Origin of the sequence: Niastella yeongjuensis (assembly GCF_900110245.1) — a bacterium.
In the GTDB taxonomy this organism is placed as follows: Bacteria; Bacteroidota; Bacteroidia; order Chitinophagales; family Chitinophagaceae; genus Niastella; species Niastella yeongjuensis.
Map to the genome: position 1 here is coordinate 115,898 of NZ_FOCZ01000016.1, position 17,325 is coordinate 133,222.

The 17,325-nt window shown below is 43.1% G+C and carries 20 protein-coding genes; 14 read left to right on the forward strand and 6 right to left on the reverse strand.

Features of this window, described 5'->3' with window-relative positions; genetic code table 11:
- Positions 1-182 precede the first annotated feature (182 nt).
- Positions 183-1,055 (forward strand): tetratricopeptide repeat protein, encoded by an 873-nt coding sequence (locus tag BMX95_RS29535; protein ID WP_081202854.1) that lies wholly within the window; start codon positions 183-185, stop codon positions 1,053-1,055.
- On the opposite strand, the gene BMX95_RS29540 is transcribed toward BMX95_RS29535, so the two are convergent.
- Entirely contained in the window at positions 1,045-1,794 is a 750-nt protein-coding gene (locus tag BMX95_RS29540) for a DUF3575 domain-containing protein (protein ID WP_107686041.1), read from the reverse strand. The genes BMX95_RS29535 and BMX95_RS29540 overlap by 11 nt on opposite strands.
- Before the next feature lie 109 nt (positions 1,795-1,903).
- On the opposite strand from BMX95_RS29540, the gene BMX95_RS29545 reads away from it, so the two are divergent.
- Positions 1,904-2,257 carry a hypothetical protein gene (locus BMX95_RS29545; protein ID WP_081202852.1) on the forward strand — a complete coding sequence of 118 codons (354 nt, stop codon included), beginning with the start codon at positions 1,904-1,906 and terminating at the stop codon, positions 2,255-2,257.
- Between the two features lie 24 nt (positions 2,258-2,281).
- Here the strand turns inward: BMX95_RS29545 and BMX95_RS29550 are convergent, their stop codons facing one another.
- Positions 2,282-2,806 (reverse strand): hypothetical protein, encoded by a 525-nt coding sequence (locus BMX95_RS29550; protein ID WP_081202851.1) that lies wholly within the window; start codon positions 2,804-2,806, stop codon positions 2,282-2,284.
- A gap of 75 nt (positions 2,807-2,881) precedes the next feature.
- Between BMX95_RS29550 and BMX95_RS29555 the strand changes: the two genes are divergently transcribed.
- Together BMX95_RS29555 and BMX95_RS29560 are read left to right on the forward strand one after the other, a co-directional pair.
- Positions 2,882-3,472, forward strand: a complete 591-nt coding sequence (locus BMX95_RS29555; RefSeq protein ID WP_081202850.1) for a Crp/Fnr family transcriptional regulator — start codon at positions 2,882-2,884, stop codon at positions 3,470-3,472.
- Between the two features lie 73 nt (positions 3,473-3,545).
- Positions 3,546-4,133, forward strand: a complete 588-nt coding sequence (locus tag BMX95_RS29560; protein ID WP_081202849.1) for an NAD(P)H-dependent oxidoreductase — start codon at positions 3,546-3,548, stop codon at positions 4,131-4,133.
- Positions 4,134-4,189: 56 nt separating this feature from the next.
- Here the strand turns inward: BMX95_RS29560 and BMX95_RS29565 are convergent, their stop codons facing one another.
- Together BMX95_RS29565 and BMX95_RS29570 are read right to left on the reverse strand one after the other, a co-directional pair.
- Positions 4,190-7,111 carry a reprolysin-like metallopeptidase gene (locus tag BMX95_RS29565; protein ID WP_081202848.1) on the reverse strand — a complete coding sequence of 974 codons (2,922 nt, stop codon included), beginning with the start codon at positions 7,109-7,111 and terminating at the stop codon, positions 4,190-4,192.
- Between the two features lie 134 nt (positions 7,112-7,245).
- Positions 7,246-8,661 carry an amidohydrolase family protein gene (locus BMX95_RS29570; protein ID WP_081202847.1) on the reverse strand — a complete coding sequence of 472 codons (1,416 nt, stop codon included), beginning with the start codon at positions 8,659-8,661 and terminating at the stop codon, positions 7,246-7,248.
- Positions 8,662-8,919: 258 nt separating this feature from the next.
- On the opposite strand from BMX95_RS29570, the gene BMX95_RS29575 reads away from it, so the two are divergent.
- The 3 genes from BMX95_RS29575 (at position 8,920) to BMX95_RS29585 (ending at position 10,819) form a co-directional block, all read left to right on the forward strand.
- Positions 8,920-9,171: a hypothetical protein gene (locus BMX95_RS29575; protein WP_081202846.1), complete on the forward strand. Its 252-nt coding sequence runs from the start codon at positions 8,920-8,922 to the stop codon at positions 9,169-9,171.
- A gap of 21 nt (positions 9,172-9,192) precedes the next feature.
- Entirely contained in the window at positions 9,193-10,143 is a 951-nt protein-coding gene (locus tag BMX95_RS29580; RefSeq protein ID WP_081202845.1) for a helix-turn-helix domain-containing protein, read from the forward strand.
- A gap of 61 nt (positions 10,144-10,204) precedes the next feature.
- On the forward strand, positions 10,205-10,819 hold the full coding sequence (locus BMX95_RS29585) for a hypothetical protein (RefSeq protein ID WP_081202844.1): 615 nt from the start codon (positions 10,205-10,207) through the stop codon (positions 10,817-10,819).
- On the opposite strand, the gene BMX95_RS29590 is transcribed toward BMX95_RS29585, so the two are convergent.
- Positions 10,816-11,502 carry a hypothetical protein gene (locus BMX95_RS29590; RefSeq protein ID WP_081202843.1) on the reverse strand — a complete coding sequence of 229 codons (687 nt, stop codon included), beginning with the start codon at positions 11,500-11,502 and terminating at the stop codon, positions 10,816-10,818. The genes BMX95_RS29585 and BMX95_RS29590 overlap by 4 nt on opposite strands.
- A gap of 97 nt (positions 11,503-11,599) precedes the next feature.
- Here BMX95_RS29590 and BMX95_RS29595 point away from each other — a divergent pair, with 97 nt between their 5' ends.
- The 6 genes from BMX95_RS29595 to BMX95_RS29620 all read left to right on the forward strand — a co-directional run bounded on the left by BMX95_RS29595 (position 11,600) and on the right by BMX95_RS29620 (position 16,371).
- A complete protein-coding gene (locus BMX95_RS29595; protein ID WP_081202842.1) occupies positions 11,600-12,274 on the forward strand; it encodes a hypothetical protein in 675 nt (224 codons plus the stop codon).
- Between the two features lie 58 nt (positions 12,275-12,332).
- A complete protein-coding gene (locus BMX95_RS29600) occupies positions 12,333-13,733 on the forward strand; it encodes a serine hydrolase (RefSeq protein WP_081202841.1) in 1,401 nt (466 codons plus the stop codon).
- A gap of 17 nt (positions 13,734-13,750) precedes the next feature.
- Entirely contained in the window at positions 13,751-14,641 is an 891-nt protein-coding gene (locus BMX95_RS29605) for a helix-turn-helix transcriptional regulator (protein ID WP_081202840.1), read from the forward strand.
- 66 nt (positions 14,642-14,707) lie between these two features.
- A complete protein-coding gene (locus BMX95_RS29610) occupies positions 14,708-15,445 on the forward strand; it encodes an SDR family oxidoreductase (RefSeq protein ID WP_081202839.1) in 738 nt (245 codons plus the stop codon).
- A gap of 58 nt (positions 15,446-15,503) precedes the next feature.
- Positions 15,504-15,962 (forward strand): hypothetical protein, encoded by a 459-nt coding sequence (locus BMX95_RS29615; RefSeq protein WP_081202838.1) that lies wholly within the window; start codon positions 15,504-15,506, stop codon positions 15,960-15,962.
- Position 15,963: 1 nt separating this feature from the next.
- The gene (locus BMX95_RS29620) at positions 15,964-16,371 is read left to right on the forward strand and encodes a hypothetical protein (protein ID WP_081202837.1); all 408 of its coding nucleotides are present in this window, start codon (positions 15,964-15,966) and stop codon (positions 16,369-16,371) included.
- On the opposite strand, the gene BMX95_RS29625 is transcribed toward BMX95_RS29620, so the two are convergent.
- Positions 16,372-16,665 (reverse strand): NIPSNAP family protein, encoded by a 294-nt coding sequence (locus BMX95_RS29625; RefSeq protein WP_081202836.1) that lies wholly within the window; start codon positions 16,663-16,665, stop codon positions 16,372-16,374.
- 184 nt (positions 16,666-16,849) lie between these two features.
- Here BMX95_RS29625 and BMX95_RS29630 point away from each other — a divergent pair, with 184 nt between their 5' ends.
- A complete protein-coding gene (locus BMX95_RS29630; RefSeq protein ID WP_081202835.1) occupies positions 16,850-17,284 on the forward strand; it encodes a hypothetical protein in 435 nt (144 codons plus the stop codon).
- The last annotated feature ends 41 nt before the right edge of the window (positions 17,285-17,325 follow it).

A 17,325-nucleotide genomic window follows, 5' to 3' on the forward strand; every position in this document is an offset into this window, starting at 1 on the left:
TGATGCCGTTATTTTGCGGACCAGCTTAATTTACCTTAACTTTTATGAACGATCGTCAACCAGGCTTTCTCGAATTCTTTCCTTTGTGATCGTTTATCTGCTGGCGCAGTCGTTATACCGGATCTTTACTGGTACATTCAATCAATAAGATTTTACAGGCAATTTGCGGCATGGCTTAAATTATGTATTTTGTCGCAACTATGAAAGCCCCGATAACGCTCCTTTTATTAATGGTAAGCGCAGTTTCTTTTGCGCAAAAATCTGACCCTGAACAAGAGTTGAATGATATCTATTTTAGCAAGAATGTATATGAGGTTTTAACTACCAACTATAACTTCTATCAGCCTTACAGGGATTCAGGGATGATAACTCTGGAAAATTACATTGCTAAATACCCGGCAAATCCCCAAAGGTTCGTTGCCATGCGGTACCTTGCACAGATCTTTGAGAAGTATAACCTGGTCGATAGTGCCGTTTTATTTTATAAGCAGGTGTTGACTATGCCCGAAAATATTGATCATTATAATAGCAATAGGTACACGGCTGCAAGTAGTCTGACTAAAATTTATTTGGACAGAAAGGATTATAGTACGGCTTTGACTTACCTTGAACAGGCTTCGGGTCAATTTTTTTTTAAGTCTAGTTGCGGAACCGTGACAATTGAATTACGTCAAAAAATAAGTGCTCAATATTGGGATTGTTATAATGGGCTGGGTGATTACAAACAGGCAATTGACAGGTTTGCCCGTTTTATGTTTAATAATGTTTGGGGCAGTCAACAAATGCTCTATGAAGCATATGTTAAAGTTTATTCGAAGGAAGAATTAAGGAAGGCGTTTTTGGAAGCAGCCAATAAGATCGAAATAAAAAAAGAGCAAGATGATTCCAGCTTTTATTTACAGCCTGTCTTTAAAATATTCGATAAAGAAATTAAATTGTATTCGGGGAATGGGTTCGAAAAGTTGACAGAGCAGGAACAAAAGCAAAAGTGCCTGGAAGAAATAATGCAGTCTAAGATGTATAAGTTAGCTACCTGGAATGCCGTCAAAAATTAAACCCAATTTGAACGATATACCGGTAGCCGATCGTATTGGTGCGCATTACGCCATCGGCATTGATCTCTTCATCGCTGAAGACATAATTCATACCCGGAAATTTTTGGGTAAGTAGTTGTTTTAATCCTTCCTGGATTTGCTCCCTTTTGGCAGGGTCTATATTGCTTTCGATAGTGGCTTTATAGTTATAAAAGCCTAATCCGGGGCCTACCAAAATCAGGTCAAGGGCCAATCGATTCCAGAAGATAAACTGATAGCCCAGTTCAAAGCCGACAGTATGGATGTTGAATTTCGTACTGGTGGATATATTGGTAGTTGAGCTGTTGTTTTTAGCAGACCAATCCACCTCATTGGTAAATCGATTGTAGGAGTAGTATGGCCCTATGTATAAACCATGCGGCGCTTTGAATTTGTTTTCCCGGGCCAGGTAAAAACGATAGTCGATGGAGATATTAACGCCACTCCTTTTTTTATCGTTTTGCACCTGAAAACTATCGGTATTTATATTTACCAGTTTAGGCAGTGAAGCTTTGCCGAAGTTTACAGAAATACTCCGTTTGGGTGAAAGTACCCGCTCATACCCCAAAACGATGTAATGATCTACCCCGAATAATAATGCGCCGGAAAGATTGTATCTTATAATATTCTTATGAGAACGGGCAGTATCTGCCTGCTGTGCCAGACTACAATTCGCAGTGAATAAGATAATTAGCAGTCCGTATAGATTCGTTACTCTCATATAAGAATGACACGGCTGTGGCCGTTATTCCGCCATCCAGTAAAAAAAGAAATAATAACAATTCCGTTAAATGCTTATATTGCATTGAAATTCAGCTGTATAACAATTTATGACCGAGCAACAACACATCTTTAAGAAGATAGAATTGGTGGGCGACCGCGTATTGCGGCTGGCTGCAGTAGAACTTTGTAATGAAATCATTGAGAACAGATACAAAGCTACTGAGATCATCGATTACCTGGGCAGCAATAAGGTTTTTGGATTGATTGCCCGAATGAAGAAACTGGACGCGCATAAGGATGATCCTGAAGTGAAAGGGAAATCAAGACAATTGGCCAATGCTTATGAATATTCAATAGGCAAGCTTTATTATGAGGATAAAGAAAAGGCGATAGCCGCTGCGAAGGAAGACCTGGCGCATTTTTACGAAAACCAGGACCAATACTATGTAAAAAAAGACTGATTAAATATAAGGCGCTGACAACCATCAGCGCCTTTTTTGAAATACGATCCCTTCCTCTTTGATATTTTCGCCAGCCGATGGAATTATCAGGAAACCACCCATCGAAGAATGACTGTGGTCAATGATCAACTCCCCTGCTGTATTTACCCGTAGTCTTGTATGCATGGCGCCGCAGACGTTTACGATAACAATAGATTTGAACATTATCCGATTAAAGCGCAGTGCCCCATGCCTGATTTTATAATGGATCTTTTTAGACTTAATTAAATCCCCGCTTTTGTAAACGCCCACCTGCAATCGCTGCTTATCGAGCGCCTTTAAAGTAAGTGTATAGCTACATCTGTTATCAGAGTCTTTCCACCAGTATTTGTTAAATAATAGCGACTCGTCTAAACTGGATTTAGTATCGGTCGTCGAAAATATTTCATATTCCCCGTTTAGCAGAGTTATATTTTCTTTGGTTAAAGGAACCTGATTATCTACGGGTTTTGCTTTTCGAAGGGTTGCGCAGGATACCAGGAACAGGCACCCTATTAAAACTATTTTCATGGCCTTGAACGGATTTGTATGACAAGATACATTTCGAATTCGTTAGCTTTACTATAGTTATTAAGAAAAAATTAAATGGAAGCAGGAATTAACACCTATTTAGACGCACTCAGGTTAATTTCACCGAACCTGACTGATTTCGAGCTTTCCCAGTTTGCTGCGCGGCTTACCGTTAGAGAACTAAAAAAGAAAGAACTTTTTCTGCAGGCAGGCAAAGTGCAGAAAACAATTGGGTTTATCGCAACAGGATTGGTGCGTTCCTTTTTTATCGATAATAACGGTAATGAAATAACCGTTGGTTTTTATGCCGAAGGCGATTATGCCACGCATTATCCGGCTTTTCTTTCCCGGCAGCCCAGCCGATATTCTATCCAGTGCCTGGAACCAACGACATTCGTTTGTTTTTCATTTGAAGACCAGCAATGGATCTATCAACAGTCTCCCAATTATGAAAAGTACGGGCGGCTAATTGCTGAGGAAATTTTAAAAAGGCAACAAGGCCGCATAGAGAGTTTTATCTTTCAAACAGCAGAGGAGCGCTATCTCGACTTTATTAAGAACCGCCCTGGTTTATTCAACAGGATCTCCCTCTCCCACCTATGCAGCTTCCTGGGCATAGAACGGCAAACCCTTACCCGCATCAGGCAGAAATTAGCCCACCAATAGTCTGTTTGACGCATTTGCGTCAGGTGCCCTTTTCATTTACTACGGAGCTTTGTGGTATCAAAAACGATTCACCATGACAAAGCATATCTTACTTATACTCGGCCACCCCTCAGAAAATTCTTTTTGTAAAGCCTTATTGGAAGCTTATCGGAAAGGCGCAGAAAATGCCGGGGCTATTTGTAAAACCCTCTTCCTGTCCCGCCTGAATTTCAACGTAAATCTTTCCGATGGATATAAAAACGGGGACGCTGTGCAATTGGAAGATGACCTGGCTGCTTCCCAACACCTGCTTACCTGGGCCGATCATGTAGTGCTGGTATATCCCAACTGGTGGGGCTTTATGCCTGCTATTACCAAAGGATTTATAGACAGGGTATTGCTGCCCGGTTTTGCATTTAAACATCATTCCGGGAAAATATTCCCTGAGAAATTATTAAAGGGAAAAAGCATCCGGCTGATGGTAACGATGGATACACCCAAATGGTGGTTCTACCTTATTTACCGGGCCTCGCAGTATCAGATCCTTAAACATATTGTGTTTGGCTACGTAGGCTTCGATCCTGTTCGGTTCTCCACTTTTGGGTTCATCAGAAAATCAACTGATGCCCTGCGGAAAAGCTGGTTGAAAAAAGCAGAACAATTAGGAAACCTGTTCAGATAATAAAAAGCCCCTTCCGGTTATACCGGAAAGGGCTTTTTCTATCGGGTGTTATTTGTTTATTGTTTAATGATCTTCGTCATATTTACTTCCTTTCCTCCATTCTTTATCCGCAGCATATAAATACCCGAAGGCAATGCAGAAATATCGAACTGCGAGTTTACTGAACTTACTATCCGGGTCATCACCATGCGGCCATTTACATCGAACAGGCTTACATCAGATTTTCCGGTATAACCTGTAAGGTTAAGGTTCACCACCTGTGTAGCCGGGTTCGGGAATACCGCTACTTTTTGTACCTCGTTGCTGGTAATAAGGTCAGTGCTCATACGGCTGGCTGTACCCAGTTGTACCCGCAATGTGTAACAGGTGCTTGCGCTGTTGGCGCCATTGTACCCATATACCTGTGCATAATAAGTGCCCGGAGTCATGGTTCTGGTAATGCTTTCACTGGTGGTGCTGCCGGCCTGTGAAATAGCCAGCTGGGTGCCTGAACTGTTCAGGAGTTTCAGGTCATAGTCACCAGGCAAAGTGCCCAATGTAATAGTGATAGTACCACGGGTAGTGATCACAAATTTATAGTTATCGATATCGCCGGTTGGACTGATGAGGCCGGTCACATCTGTGTTGAATGGTATAGTGGCTGCGCCGGAGGTGGTACCATTCGTTGAATTGTCCAGGGTACTGGCACAGGTGGTAGAGCCTGTAGTGGTAAACTGCGCGGTTGAATAAGGACTGCTGCCGCTGGCGCAATTGGTTCTTACCCGGTAATCATACAAAGTGCCCAGGGTAAGGCCCGTTAAACTGCGTGAGGTGGCTGTGGTGCCTGTAACTGCGTTGATCCAGGTAGAAGAAGCGCTGGCTTTATAATCCACGTCGTAAGAGCTGGCGCCGCTTACGGCTGTCCAGGCTACCGTTGCCGAAGTATTGGTAATGGCAGAAGCGGTCAACCCTGATGGTGAACTACAACTTGAACCGGAACCAATAGTGAAATTGGTATTGGAAATATCAAAGAAGATATTTCCTACAGCCTCAATTTTTATTCTTGCTGTGGTGCTTGGTGTGTTGGGAATAGTTACCGCCTCGCTGCCATCATTCGGTGTGCTGGCCACTAACGTATTGAAGGTAGTGCCGCCATCGGTGGAGATGGATATTTTTACATTGGCGCAACTAACAGGCGCTGCGGTGGTGCTTGCCACATTCCAGGTTATGGTTTGTGATGAATTACCTGCCCAAGATACGGCCGAATTGGGCGAGGTTACCGAGAAGGGACCTGATGAGTTGGAAACCGTTACCGTCATATCGGAAAAATTGGTTTGTCCTACAGATACCGGCGCGGAAGAACTAAAGGGTGCATTATCCCTTACAGTCAGGCGGAAGTGCAGGGTCCTTGAAACGGAACTCAGGGCTTCGGTATTGGCTCCGGCATCACCGCCTGACAAGGGACCTGATACCAACCCACCGGCGAGGATGGTTGCCATTTTGGGGAAATACCTGACTGGTGAGGCAGTGGGTGCAAAGGAGATCCAGTTGGGCCCTGATGCCTTGGTGGCGCTGGCCACACTGCTGGTGCCGGTTTGGGAAGAAGACGCATTGTCGTTTTGTTCCCAGCAATACGTGAGCACGTTACCGGCATTGGCATCAGTTGCGGAGCCGGTTAATGCAAACGGTGTGCTGATAGGGATTGTGTAATTACTGCCGGCGCTTACAACAGGTGTTGCGTTGGTGCTGCCGATGCTGGTAGTGATGGGGCATGTTTTGCCGGAAAGATTGGATTGAATTTGTGCAATGGAAGCGGCATGATAAATATCGATAGAGTGCGGTGCCAGGTCCTGGCTGGTAATGCCTGCATAACCCATAATAGTAATGCCTGAACCAGGTTCCACATTTACGCCTGTTCCTTCATTGCTCATACTAAAGGTATGGTTGGCGCCTAACTGGTGCCCTACTTCATGCACTACATAGTCGATGTCGAAATTATCACCCTGGGGAATGGCATCGGCAGGTGAGGTAAAGCCACTTCCTTTTGAATTGTCGACACAAATACAACCGATACAACCGGCGTTGCCGCCGCCACCGGAAGCACCGAACAGGTGGCCAATGTCATAATTCGCGGCGCCGATCACTGACGTTAAGGTGCTTTGTAACTGGCTGTTCCAGGCACCACCTGCGCCCGAACTGGCCGCTGAATAAGGGTCTGTGGAGGCATTGTAATAAAATACATTGGTAGTGGCTGCTATCAGGTTGAGGTGGAGTGCCAGGTCTTTTTCATACACCCCATTGCAGCGGGTAAGCGTGGCGTTTACTGCTGCCAGCACCAATGCTACCTGTGACGCACTGGTGGCTCCAAAATAATTAGAGTATTCGGCAGTAACCGATTGGGCCAGCCGCAGTGTTTTTAAATCACCGGTTGACCTTGCCGGCGAATTGATCACCTGGCTGCTTATTTCCGTTGATAAATTCGCTTCTGGCGTAGCGCACTTCCAGGGTAAGGTTCTCGGTTGTTTTTTGAACACCGTGTAAACCGTGTGGTCGGCGGAATAAGGTTCAATAAATTCATTCTCTTTTTCTGTACGGAATACCATGGCCTGTATTCCCTGCGGAGAAATACTCAGTTTCAGCGTGGCGTACCGGTCGGTTACTCCTTTCCCGGAAAAAGCGCGGATGTCGGGAAATTTAGCCTGCAGGGCAGGTTCGAAATTCGACGCTTCAATGATCTCGAACTGTTCAATATGTCCGTCGGCGTTAGGCAGCGAGATAATGGTTGAGCGTGCTGCGGCATTGCTTACAGCTCGAAATACTTCATTGCGTAAAGGAGTAAAATTCAGATCAAATAGTTGGAAATTTGTTGGGAATGCAAGCCGGGCAACGGCTTTGTCGGTGGTGATCCTTTCGGCGTCGGTGTGTGGCCTCCAGTAATCCTGAGCAAGCAATGTTGTACCGCACAACATTGCTGTTGCGAAGAGTAAGAACTTTCTCATGTGTAGATTTTGATTTAATGGTAAATAATGGGTACCATGATAAATTTAACTCAATTTTTTTCGATTATCAATTGGTACTTATACACAATACCCATCAAAATACCCATACACCATGAATGGTTTAAAGAAAGTTATCACCTGTTGGCGGCTTCTACAAAACGGTTCCACTCATTATAAAAATGCAGCAATGCGCGTTTTTTCTCTTCTTCGGTTAAGGATGCGTATAACAGTGAGTTCGTAATTAATTTTTTTAATGTTCTTAGATCTAAATCCCAGGCCATAAAAGCTATCCAGAAATCATAACTTAACCCATTATAACCGTATACGCCCGGGTCATCGCTGTTAATAGAAATGAGTACGCCATTTGCCAGCAGCACTCTGGCGGGGTGATTTCTTAAGTCGCTTACATAACCCAGCTCCTGGTTGCTGATAGGGCTCACTTCTACTAAATTGTGAGCTGTTTTTACCTGTTGCATAGTTTCAGGAAAATAAACCAGGTTCAACCCATGTCCTATTCGTTTATTCAACTGAAATGGCACTTCCTGCAGATTGGTGTTTGCAATGGTGCTGCTTTCCCCTGCATGTAAATACAAGGGCATGGCGATGCCATATCTTTTTTCCTGTGTATGGATCGAGTTCCAGACTGGCGTATAATAGCCCACCGTATGATTGGTTGCTTCGTCTGCCACCAGATCAAAACCGGTAATAAGTTCCGGGTATTTTTGTTTTAGCTGAAATGCTTCAGATAGTGCTTTAGCAACAGCTGTAGTATCTAAAAATTTAAAACTGGAATAAATCAGTTTCAACGTAAAGTCAGGGTGTGTTCTTTGTATACCGGCAACAATGGCCTTTAGATCACTGATGGCGGTATCTGCGGGATAATTGTCATTGTTTTCGTCGAACAGTTGGCCAAATCCGTATCTGATCTCCACGTGTTGAACATTATCCTTTAGTAGTTCATTAAAAGCCTCCTGGTAATATTCCTTAAAGAAAGGCCGGTAATTCGCCAGGTTGCCTATCCGTTTGAACCGTTTTTCAAATTCAACCCAGGTGTCCATGTAATCGGAAAGGTCATGTCTGTTCAGTGTAAGCAGTTTTAATAAACTGTCTGCAGATTTTTTATCGTGTTGAAGGTATTGTTGTAAGGGCACAAAGCCTGTTGGTGCGTGGCCCTTTGTAAAAACAGCCAGTTGCCCATAAATAAATTCCTTTTCATCATTACCTGTATACAGGTAACAATTTTTATAGCTGGCTGCTGCGCTTATTACCCAGGATGGATTGGCAATAGCTCCATTGTGGCAGTGTAACAATCCGCCTTTGGGCATCGATTGCAATAATTTGTACAGGGCGGAAGACTCGATAAATGGTTTAAGCTGGGTAAATGTACTGTTATAGATGGACAGTTTAATTTGATCCGCTTTAACGAGCAACTCATTTCTTAAAGCGCTCAACCTTTTGTCGAGTTGCGTTTCCTTCGGGGTGAGCTCCTGTGCATATAGGGAGCAACTAAATATAAAACCAACCAGGGTCGTGATTGTACTTTTAAACATATTGTCATTTAATTGAAGATATATCTTATGGCAGGCGCGGGTCGAAATTAGCAAAGTTCAGGCTGCCTTTTGCTAACATACGTGAATCAATTATTAAATCCTTAACCAGATGCTGACAAAATAATATTATTTTGTATCAATTCATTAAATGCCCTCTTATGATTGATTTGTATAATGACATTTTTGAAAGATGGGTTGCCGCAATAGATGAAATAGATACCATTGCCGGCCACAAGGAAAAGATAACAGCGATTAAGTATGCGGGTTCGTTCAGATACGACCGAAAGTGTAAAGAATGATGAGTATGCCAAAAGAAGTTATGTAGAAAAATACCTGCATGCGGGTGATCGAATAATAAAAGCGGAATGTTTGTCGATTTCCCCGGGCCTGGAGCCGCTTTCTTCTGAAAAAACATATACCTACAATGAACAGGGTGAGTTAATGGAAATAAAAATCTTATACTCTACAAGCATTACACAGATAGCGTATGTAAAAACAGAAAATATATAATTTCGTCGTACCTTACTCTCGATGATCTTCCATGAATTTCCGAATCTTGACTGGCTAAAAAGCCAGATAGCCCGGGGTTTTACGAACCGGTTGGGCTGGGGCAACCTTCCGCTCGATACCGAAGGATTTCCCAGTGTGATCATTCATACAAAAGTTCGGGAATGTTTTCGCCCTGAGATCAAAGGGCCGTTTTCATTTTTTCTGAATATAAAAGGAAAGAGTTTGTGCAGTGTAGAACGGCAGACTACCCACGTTGATGAAGAAAACTATTTTGTAAGTAACCGCGCCCAATTATATACCCTGCAGGTAGAAGAAGGGAATGGCGGGACAGAAACATTTAATATCCATTTCGGGGAATTCTTCAGCGAATCGGTATTGAATTCGTTGGTTACACCGGCCGATAAGATCCTCGATGCAGGCACTGAAAAACAATTGTCGCCTGTTTTATTCTTTAACCAGTTACACCGCCGGGATGCTACTTTCAACCGGCTCATTCAGTCAATCCTGATTACACACAATGAAACCGGCTTTAACAAACTGCGGTTTGAAGAACAACTGACTGCCCTGTTAACTTATCATTTGCAGCAACACCATCACATTGCCCAAATTGTAAACAAACTACCGCCTGTTCGTGCAACTACGCGGGTTGAATTGTACAAACGCCTTTCCCGTGCCATGGATGTGCTTCGTTCGGGGTTTTGTGGGGAGGTAAATCTTGACTTGTTGGCGGCAGAAGCCTGTTTATCCAAGTACCATTTTTTACGATTGTTCCGTACTGCGTATGGTTTGTCGCCCTATCAATATATACAGTACCTGCGTATTGAAAAAGCCCGGACTTTACTCACCGATTCCGGTATTTCCATCACAGAGCTGGCCGGTTTGCTGGGTTTTGATAACAGCCAGTCATTCAGCCGGTTGTTTTACCAGAAAATGGGACTCTACCCTACCCGGTACCGGCTTGGCACAAAATAGCAATTTTGGTTATGGGCTGAACCGGCATCTGGCAGAACTTTGTGGTCTCAATTGATCCATTATGTCAAGATATCGCACTATTGCCGTTTTGCTTATTGCCTGGCTCGTATTGCTCGGCATTTTGTCGGCCCGTGGTTTCTTTAGCGATTTTTCGCGGGTGCCGCCCCGGCTTACCATTGCGCTTTTGTCGCCTTTGCCTGTAGTGTTGTTCTTTACCCGTTCCCGTGCCGGTAAACAGTTATTACAGCAAATTCAACCCCAGTGGCTGATCTATCTGCAATCATTTCGCATTCTGGTTGAAATAGGATTATGGATACTCGTCCGTAATGGGGCATTGCCCATACAAATGAGTTTTGAAGGGCGTAATTTCGATGTCCTCACCGGATTGTTTGCTTTCCCCGTAGGCTATTATTGTTTTGTAAAGAAGACCTGGCCACCAGTTGTTGCGCTGTTGTACAATATTGCCGGTCTTGTTTTGCTGGTGAACATTGTTGCTATTTCTGCTTTATCGTTACCAACGCCGCTGCGTGCCTTTCACAACGAACCCGACAGCTCGCTGATAACAACCTTTCCCTATATTTATCTGCCCGGTCTGTTGGTGCCCCTGGCCTATACGCTCCATATTTTTTCCCTGCGGCAATGGAAAATGTGGGTCCGGTATCCCGTGGTTTCTTAGGGAAGGTAGCCGCCATGAAATTCAAACTGATCGCGGGAGATGTATCCAACAAATTCAGCGGAGTAGGATTCGCCTAACCGGTACCTGAGTTTTGTTTTGAATGTTCCTGTATATTTCGGAGCAAGTACACACAATATCTCCCGCGGTTTTAGTAAAATATATTTAAGTCCAACACCGCAGTCGAATTGGTATCTCGTCTCCAGTGGTTTCCACCACTTGTCTTTGTCAAGTGCTTCCAATATAATAGGAATATTTGCGCCTTCCCCAACAATGGTAATGGAATCAGTTTCGTTGATTATTAATATGGGATAAGCTTTATAATACTTATATCCTGTATCCTTTGTCCACCGTTCATATTCCTCCAGTGTTACCTGCTTTGATGGATCTATGATTATTCTCAATTTTCCATTTTTATAATGAGCATACTGATCTGCTACGTCGTCCTCAATGAACACCTGGTTGCTGTCTGCAATGGGGCGCAAGCCAGTTCGGCGGTTTATTAAAATGGTGTCTTTGCTGGGACCCAGGTATTGAACCGGATGTTCCAGCATTTCTATGCGATGAGCTGTTTTGGGATATCCCTGTTTTGAAAATGTGTTTTTGAAGGCGGGAAGTTTATACGTTTGTCCAAAACAAAGACCAGCAAAAAATACCTGTATTAATAGCAGACCCGTTTTTTTCAAAATGCGGGGTTTATTATTTATGAATGTCCTGATCGTAAATTCTTTTATTTTTGTATAAAGAACACTAATTACATAATTGCCTCCATAAAACCTAATTATGAAAGGAAAATCCTACCTGTTGTTACTGATCCTGTTTGTTTTTTTATCCGGCACTGCCAGTTACGCGCAAAATAGTGCTCCTGCAGCTGTTAGTCCCTGTGATTCTACCCTGTCGCCTAAATTATTAAACAGTGAACGGATTGAGAAAAAATTTGGTGGTTATGGGATCGATGTACTTTATACCAGTGGAAAGGTCAGGGTTTCCAATTTGTATGATGGAAATAAAGTTACGCGCACCCTGGCTGTTGTGGATTATCCAGATTTTATCGATAGTTCTTTTTCAAAAGAACATGAGCTCATTGTACAGGGCGGCTCTATTGGAAACGTGTTTAAAACGAATGGCTGGACTATCGATAAAAAGAATATCTTTTTGGGTGAATTGGAACCTTCTGCCAGCTACAATAAATTGTATGCCCTGATGGGGAATATTCCACCGTCAAAATTGTCTGTATGGATCTATGTTTTCAATGTCCGGAAAGATGGAAAAGCGTTTCCTTATGCTACTATTACAGAGGTCTATCACCCCGATTATCTTTCCCTGGCAAATTTGAAGTGTATCAACAAAAACGCCGATCTCTATTTGGAAGAGACAAAACCTGTTTCCCGGGAATTGAAGAAGGTGAAAAAGATTATGACGCTGGATTATAAGGTTCAACCTGAATTAAAAAAATAACCGGAAAGCTGTAACTAATACCAGGCAGGAACGTTCAACGGATATTAATATTTGCCGTATGTTTAAGACCTTCCAGGTTGTAGCACTGCTTTTGATATGTAATACGCTTTTTTCACAACAGGCGAAACCCATTGATCACATCGTAAAACGGTTAATGGATACCGCGGGAGTTACCGGTCTGTCGATTGGTATTATCGATAACGGAAAAATCGAATGTGTGAAAAGCTATGGTTACAGGAATAAAGCCACGGGGCAGTTGAATGATACTAACACTGTTTTCAATGCAGCTTCCCTTTCAAAAGCGGTTTTTGCTCAGCTTGTTTTGCACTTGGTAGATAAAGGAAAGCTGGAGCTTGATAAACCCCTGTTTACTTATTTACCAAAGCCTTTACCGGAGTATGAGAATTATAAAGATTTGGCCAGTGATGACCGGTATAAATTAATAACGGCCCGGGAGTGTCTTGATCATACAACCGGCTTTCCAAACTGGCGGCAGTTAAATCCCAACCGCAACAAAAAGCTGCAATTGTTTTTTACCCCTGGCACCCGGTATGCTTATTCAGGTGAAGGCTTGTATTTACTCCAATTTGTTATAGAAATCATTACGGGTCAAAAACTGGAAGCGCTGGCACAGGAACTGGTGTTCAAACCATTCGATATGTCGAGGAGCAGCTATGTATGGCAAACTGATTTTACTGCCAATTACGCTGTTGGACATAACCAGGATGGAGACACCTTGCGTCTGGTTAAAAGAACGGAGGCCAATGCCGCGGGTTCGCTGGGAACTACCATCGGAAATTATACACGGTTTGTTTATTATGTGTTGCAGGGAAACCAACTAAGCGATGCCTTACACCAGCAAATGTTCTCGCCGCAAATCGGCATTTCAAGCAGCCACCAATTTCCCACCCTTACTACAGATACTACTTCCAAATACAAAGAGATCCAGTTGTCATACGGACTTGGCTGGGGTCTATTCAAAAGTAAATATGGGCAGGCATTTTTTAAAGAAGGGCATGGTGATGATGGATGGCAACATTATACGATAGGGTTTCCTGATAAAAAGAAGGCGCTTGTTATAATGACCAACAGTTTAAATGGAGAAAGCATTTTCAGGGAGCTGGTGGAGCAGGTTACAGGCGTAACCATTCCATGGGAATGGGAAGGTTATCAGCCCTATCAGCCAACCGTTGCGTTACCCGCAGCAACCCTGGCCCAGTATACTGGCAGGTACAAGGGGAAATTTGAAATCATCATCTCATTGGAAAACGGGCAATTAAAAGTAGAAGTACCTTCGGAGGGATTGCGAAAAACAAACTTATATCCTGCCTCTGATAATAGCTTCTTTATAAAGACAATTCCGGTAAGTATTGAATTTGCCAAATCGGCTGATGGAAAAGTAAACCAGCTGAGTGTTTTGGATGAAGGGAAGGTGTACGAATTTAGCAGGAAAGAATAAATTGCTAATTTTGAGTAATGCAAGTCAGTTCCAATCAGCAGGTACCGGTATATTACATTGAGCCCGACGGTTTATCCGGCACCCGGCATTTTAGAGTGCACAATTTCGAAGGCACGTTGCCTGATCAGTCGGAACTGCTTATTCCCCACCGAAAAAGCCATTACCTTATTATTTTCATCAGGCATGCCGATAGCACCCGTCAATGGATCGACATGATGCCTTATTCGCTAAAAGATAACACGATCTACTTATCAAGCCCTCAAAATATTATTGTAAAGGAAGAATTCAAACAGTTATGGAGCACCGGCATTGCATTTACGGGTGAGTTTTTGTCGTTTCAGGAAAACGCTGCCCTGAATAATTTGCCGCTTATTCAGAATCCCCAACAAGGGCATGAATTGTTGCTTACGGAGGCGGATGTGAGTTTTGTGGAAGATATGCTGAGTAAGATCAATGCAGAATACCAGCACCCGGGTGAATGGCAGCAACGGATGCTGGGCGCTTATCTCACGGTGCTGCTTACTTATTTAAGCCGTTTGTATACCGGGCAGTTTAAGCATTCCGATCCTTCAGCGGAAAATTTATTGTTGAAGAAATTCCAGGCAAAGATCGATGCCCATTTCCGTGAACTGCATGAAGTAAGCGAATATGCTTTGCAACTGAATATTTCAGCTGGTCATCTAAGCGAGGTAGTGAAGGCCCAGAGCGGCAAGCCGGCTATCAAACATATTCATGACCGGTTGGTGATGGAAGCCCGTCGCCTGCTCTTTCATACCGATCACTCTTTAAAGGAGATTTCCTTCGATCTGGGTTTTACCGATGCTTCTTACTTTAACCGCTTTTTCAAAAGGGAAACAGGCATGACGCCCGCCGAATATCGGGCCAGCATCCGTAAAATGTACCATTAATACCGATGGATGTGTTACAGCCCGGCTAACCCACCCCTGTAGCTTTGTACTGTTAAACAAATAATTATGAAAACAGTACTGATTACAGGAGCAAACAGAAGCATTGGCTTTGAAACGGCAAGGCAATTGTTACAACAGGGATATTATGTATATCTGGGCTGCCGGGATGGTCAAAAAGGTCAGGAGGCGGTGAAGCAGTTACAGTCGGAAGGTTTAAAACAGGTGGAACCCGTTGAGATCGATGTAGATGATCCTGCCTCTATAAAAGCTGCGCGTTACACATTGGGACAAAAGACCGGGGTATTGGATGTGCTGATCAATAATGCGGGGATTAGTGGTGGTTCGCCACAACATGGATTTGATGCCGATCTTAGTGTATTTAGAGGCGTATTTACCACTAACTTTTTTGGCGTTATTGCCATGACACAGGCATTTATCGATCTGCTGCGGCAATCGCCTGAACCCAGGATCGTTAACGTTACTTCCGGTCTGGGTTCACTCACCCTGCAAAATGATCCGTCCTGGAAACATTATACTGTAAAACCGGCATCGTACGTGGCGTCAAAAGCGGCTCTAAACGCCTATACTATTGTGATGGCTTATAACCTGCGCGATACCCGGTTCAAGATAAATGTGGTTGATCCCTGTTATACCGCCACCGACTTTAATAATCATAGTGGTCCTGGAACGGTACCCGATGCCGCTGCCCGCATTGTAAAAGCAGCTACGTTCGATGCAGCTGGTCCCACCGGTCAATTTTTTAGTGATGACAATGCACCCGAAACCGGTATTAGCCCATGGTAACAACTAGCGTATAAAAAGCCTTGAATTAGTTCGGGGCTTTTTATATCTTTCTACCAAAATGTTCGCTTGGTTTAAATTATTCTTTCTTGTAATTATTGCAGCCCCTTGTATGGGGCTCGCACAACAACATTTCTCACCTAAAGAAGAGTCGCTTAAGCTTTTTAATAAATACAAACCTGTTATTGAAAGAAAAAATGAGGCAATAGTTGATACACCTGATGTCATAACAGGTGATATTAATAGTGATGGCAGAGAGGATTGCATTGTCTCCTTTGTGATGACCTCCAAAAGCGGAGGCAATGCGCAAATTGGACATGGGTCTGCGATTTATTTAAACACAGGTATAAACATGAAAGTAGTAGGTGTTTTTCCTGAATTTAACTTCTGTTATTACCTGGATCATATTCATGACCAAATAATTTGGGGAAAGGAGTATGAATGCGCACCTCCATATAATAAGATAATACGGAATAGAAAGTTTACCTATGTTAAGGGACAAATAAAGGAGGAGCATTAAAATGACATACAATATCAACCTGGTGCTGCAAATCAGCAGTGGGGAACATCCGGATCCTAAACCATATGGTCATTTGTATGATTACTTTACCATTTTAACCACTGCGGCCGACGTGGAAGAAGAGAGAAACACGATTGCAAAAATTGATGAGATCCTTCAACTCGAAACATTGGAGGAGAAATGGAATTTTGCCGAACATGAATTTTTAGGGAATATCATTGATGATAATTATAAATACTATTGCTGGCTTGATGCACAGCAATATACCCCAAGGCTGGTTTTGAATTATGCCACAGGGGAATTGTATCTGGTATATGTACTTGATAGTTTCAATCCCAGATTTAAAATAGAAAAAGGGAATCTCCTGGAGATGTTAAGTGATTGGGAGAAATATCTTAGCAGCCGTTAGTTACCAAACCTTGAATATTTCCCGGGAGCCAGTCAGGTACATATCGGTGTAATTGGCCATTTTTTCCTTCATCTTTTTCATTTTCTCCTCGTCTTTCATCATTTCTTCCCAGCTATTTTCGTATGCGGTAAGGTTGTTGAACTGGCTTACCATTATTACCCGGTTAAACTGCCCGGTCATATCGGTCATAATGTTGACAAACTCTTTACTATCTGCCATCACCTCTTTAAATAGTTTCGCCAGTTTGGATGCATTGCCTGGTTTGCAAACGAAAATGTCGTGTACAATAATCATGGTATTTAATTTTAATATAAGGTAGGCTCTTTTTATAAGAGCGCCATACCGAAAGTGCTTAAAATTTATAATTTAAAGGATGAACCCAAATAAAATGGGGACAGGAAAAATTCTCCATAGGGTATTTACCTCGTTGTTCGTCTTGTTAGAAAGCCCTTAATTTAGGACATTATAATCCGACAAATTGGAAAGCAGCGATCTTCTGGTAATTGAACAGATCAGGGCCGGTAATGAAGCCGCCTTTGACGATTTGTTTACCGCCTGGTACGGTAAACTGGGTTTTGCTGCTGTAGTACTGGGCGCTTATGTGGTACTGACACCCAGGCCGCCAGCGAAAAAAACGATGCCGGTTGTAAAACCCGACACGGTGCAACAAAAGCCTTTGGCTGTTGATACGATTCCAGTGGTCCCTGCAGATACAATACCTGTTATACAACCACATCATAAAACGAAACAACCGATACCGGCAACACCCGCGCAACCTGCCCGCCCTAAAATGAAGGCGGTTCAGCCTATTGAACCTGTAGACACGACACCTGTGAAAAAGAAACTTGTGGTGCCGGCACAACAAGTACAGCCAAGGAAACATAAACTAGCAATTGTCAATAGGCAATGGTGAATGTGAGTGAGTAGTGTATTAGCGAGCTAACTCACTACTCA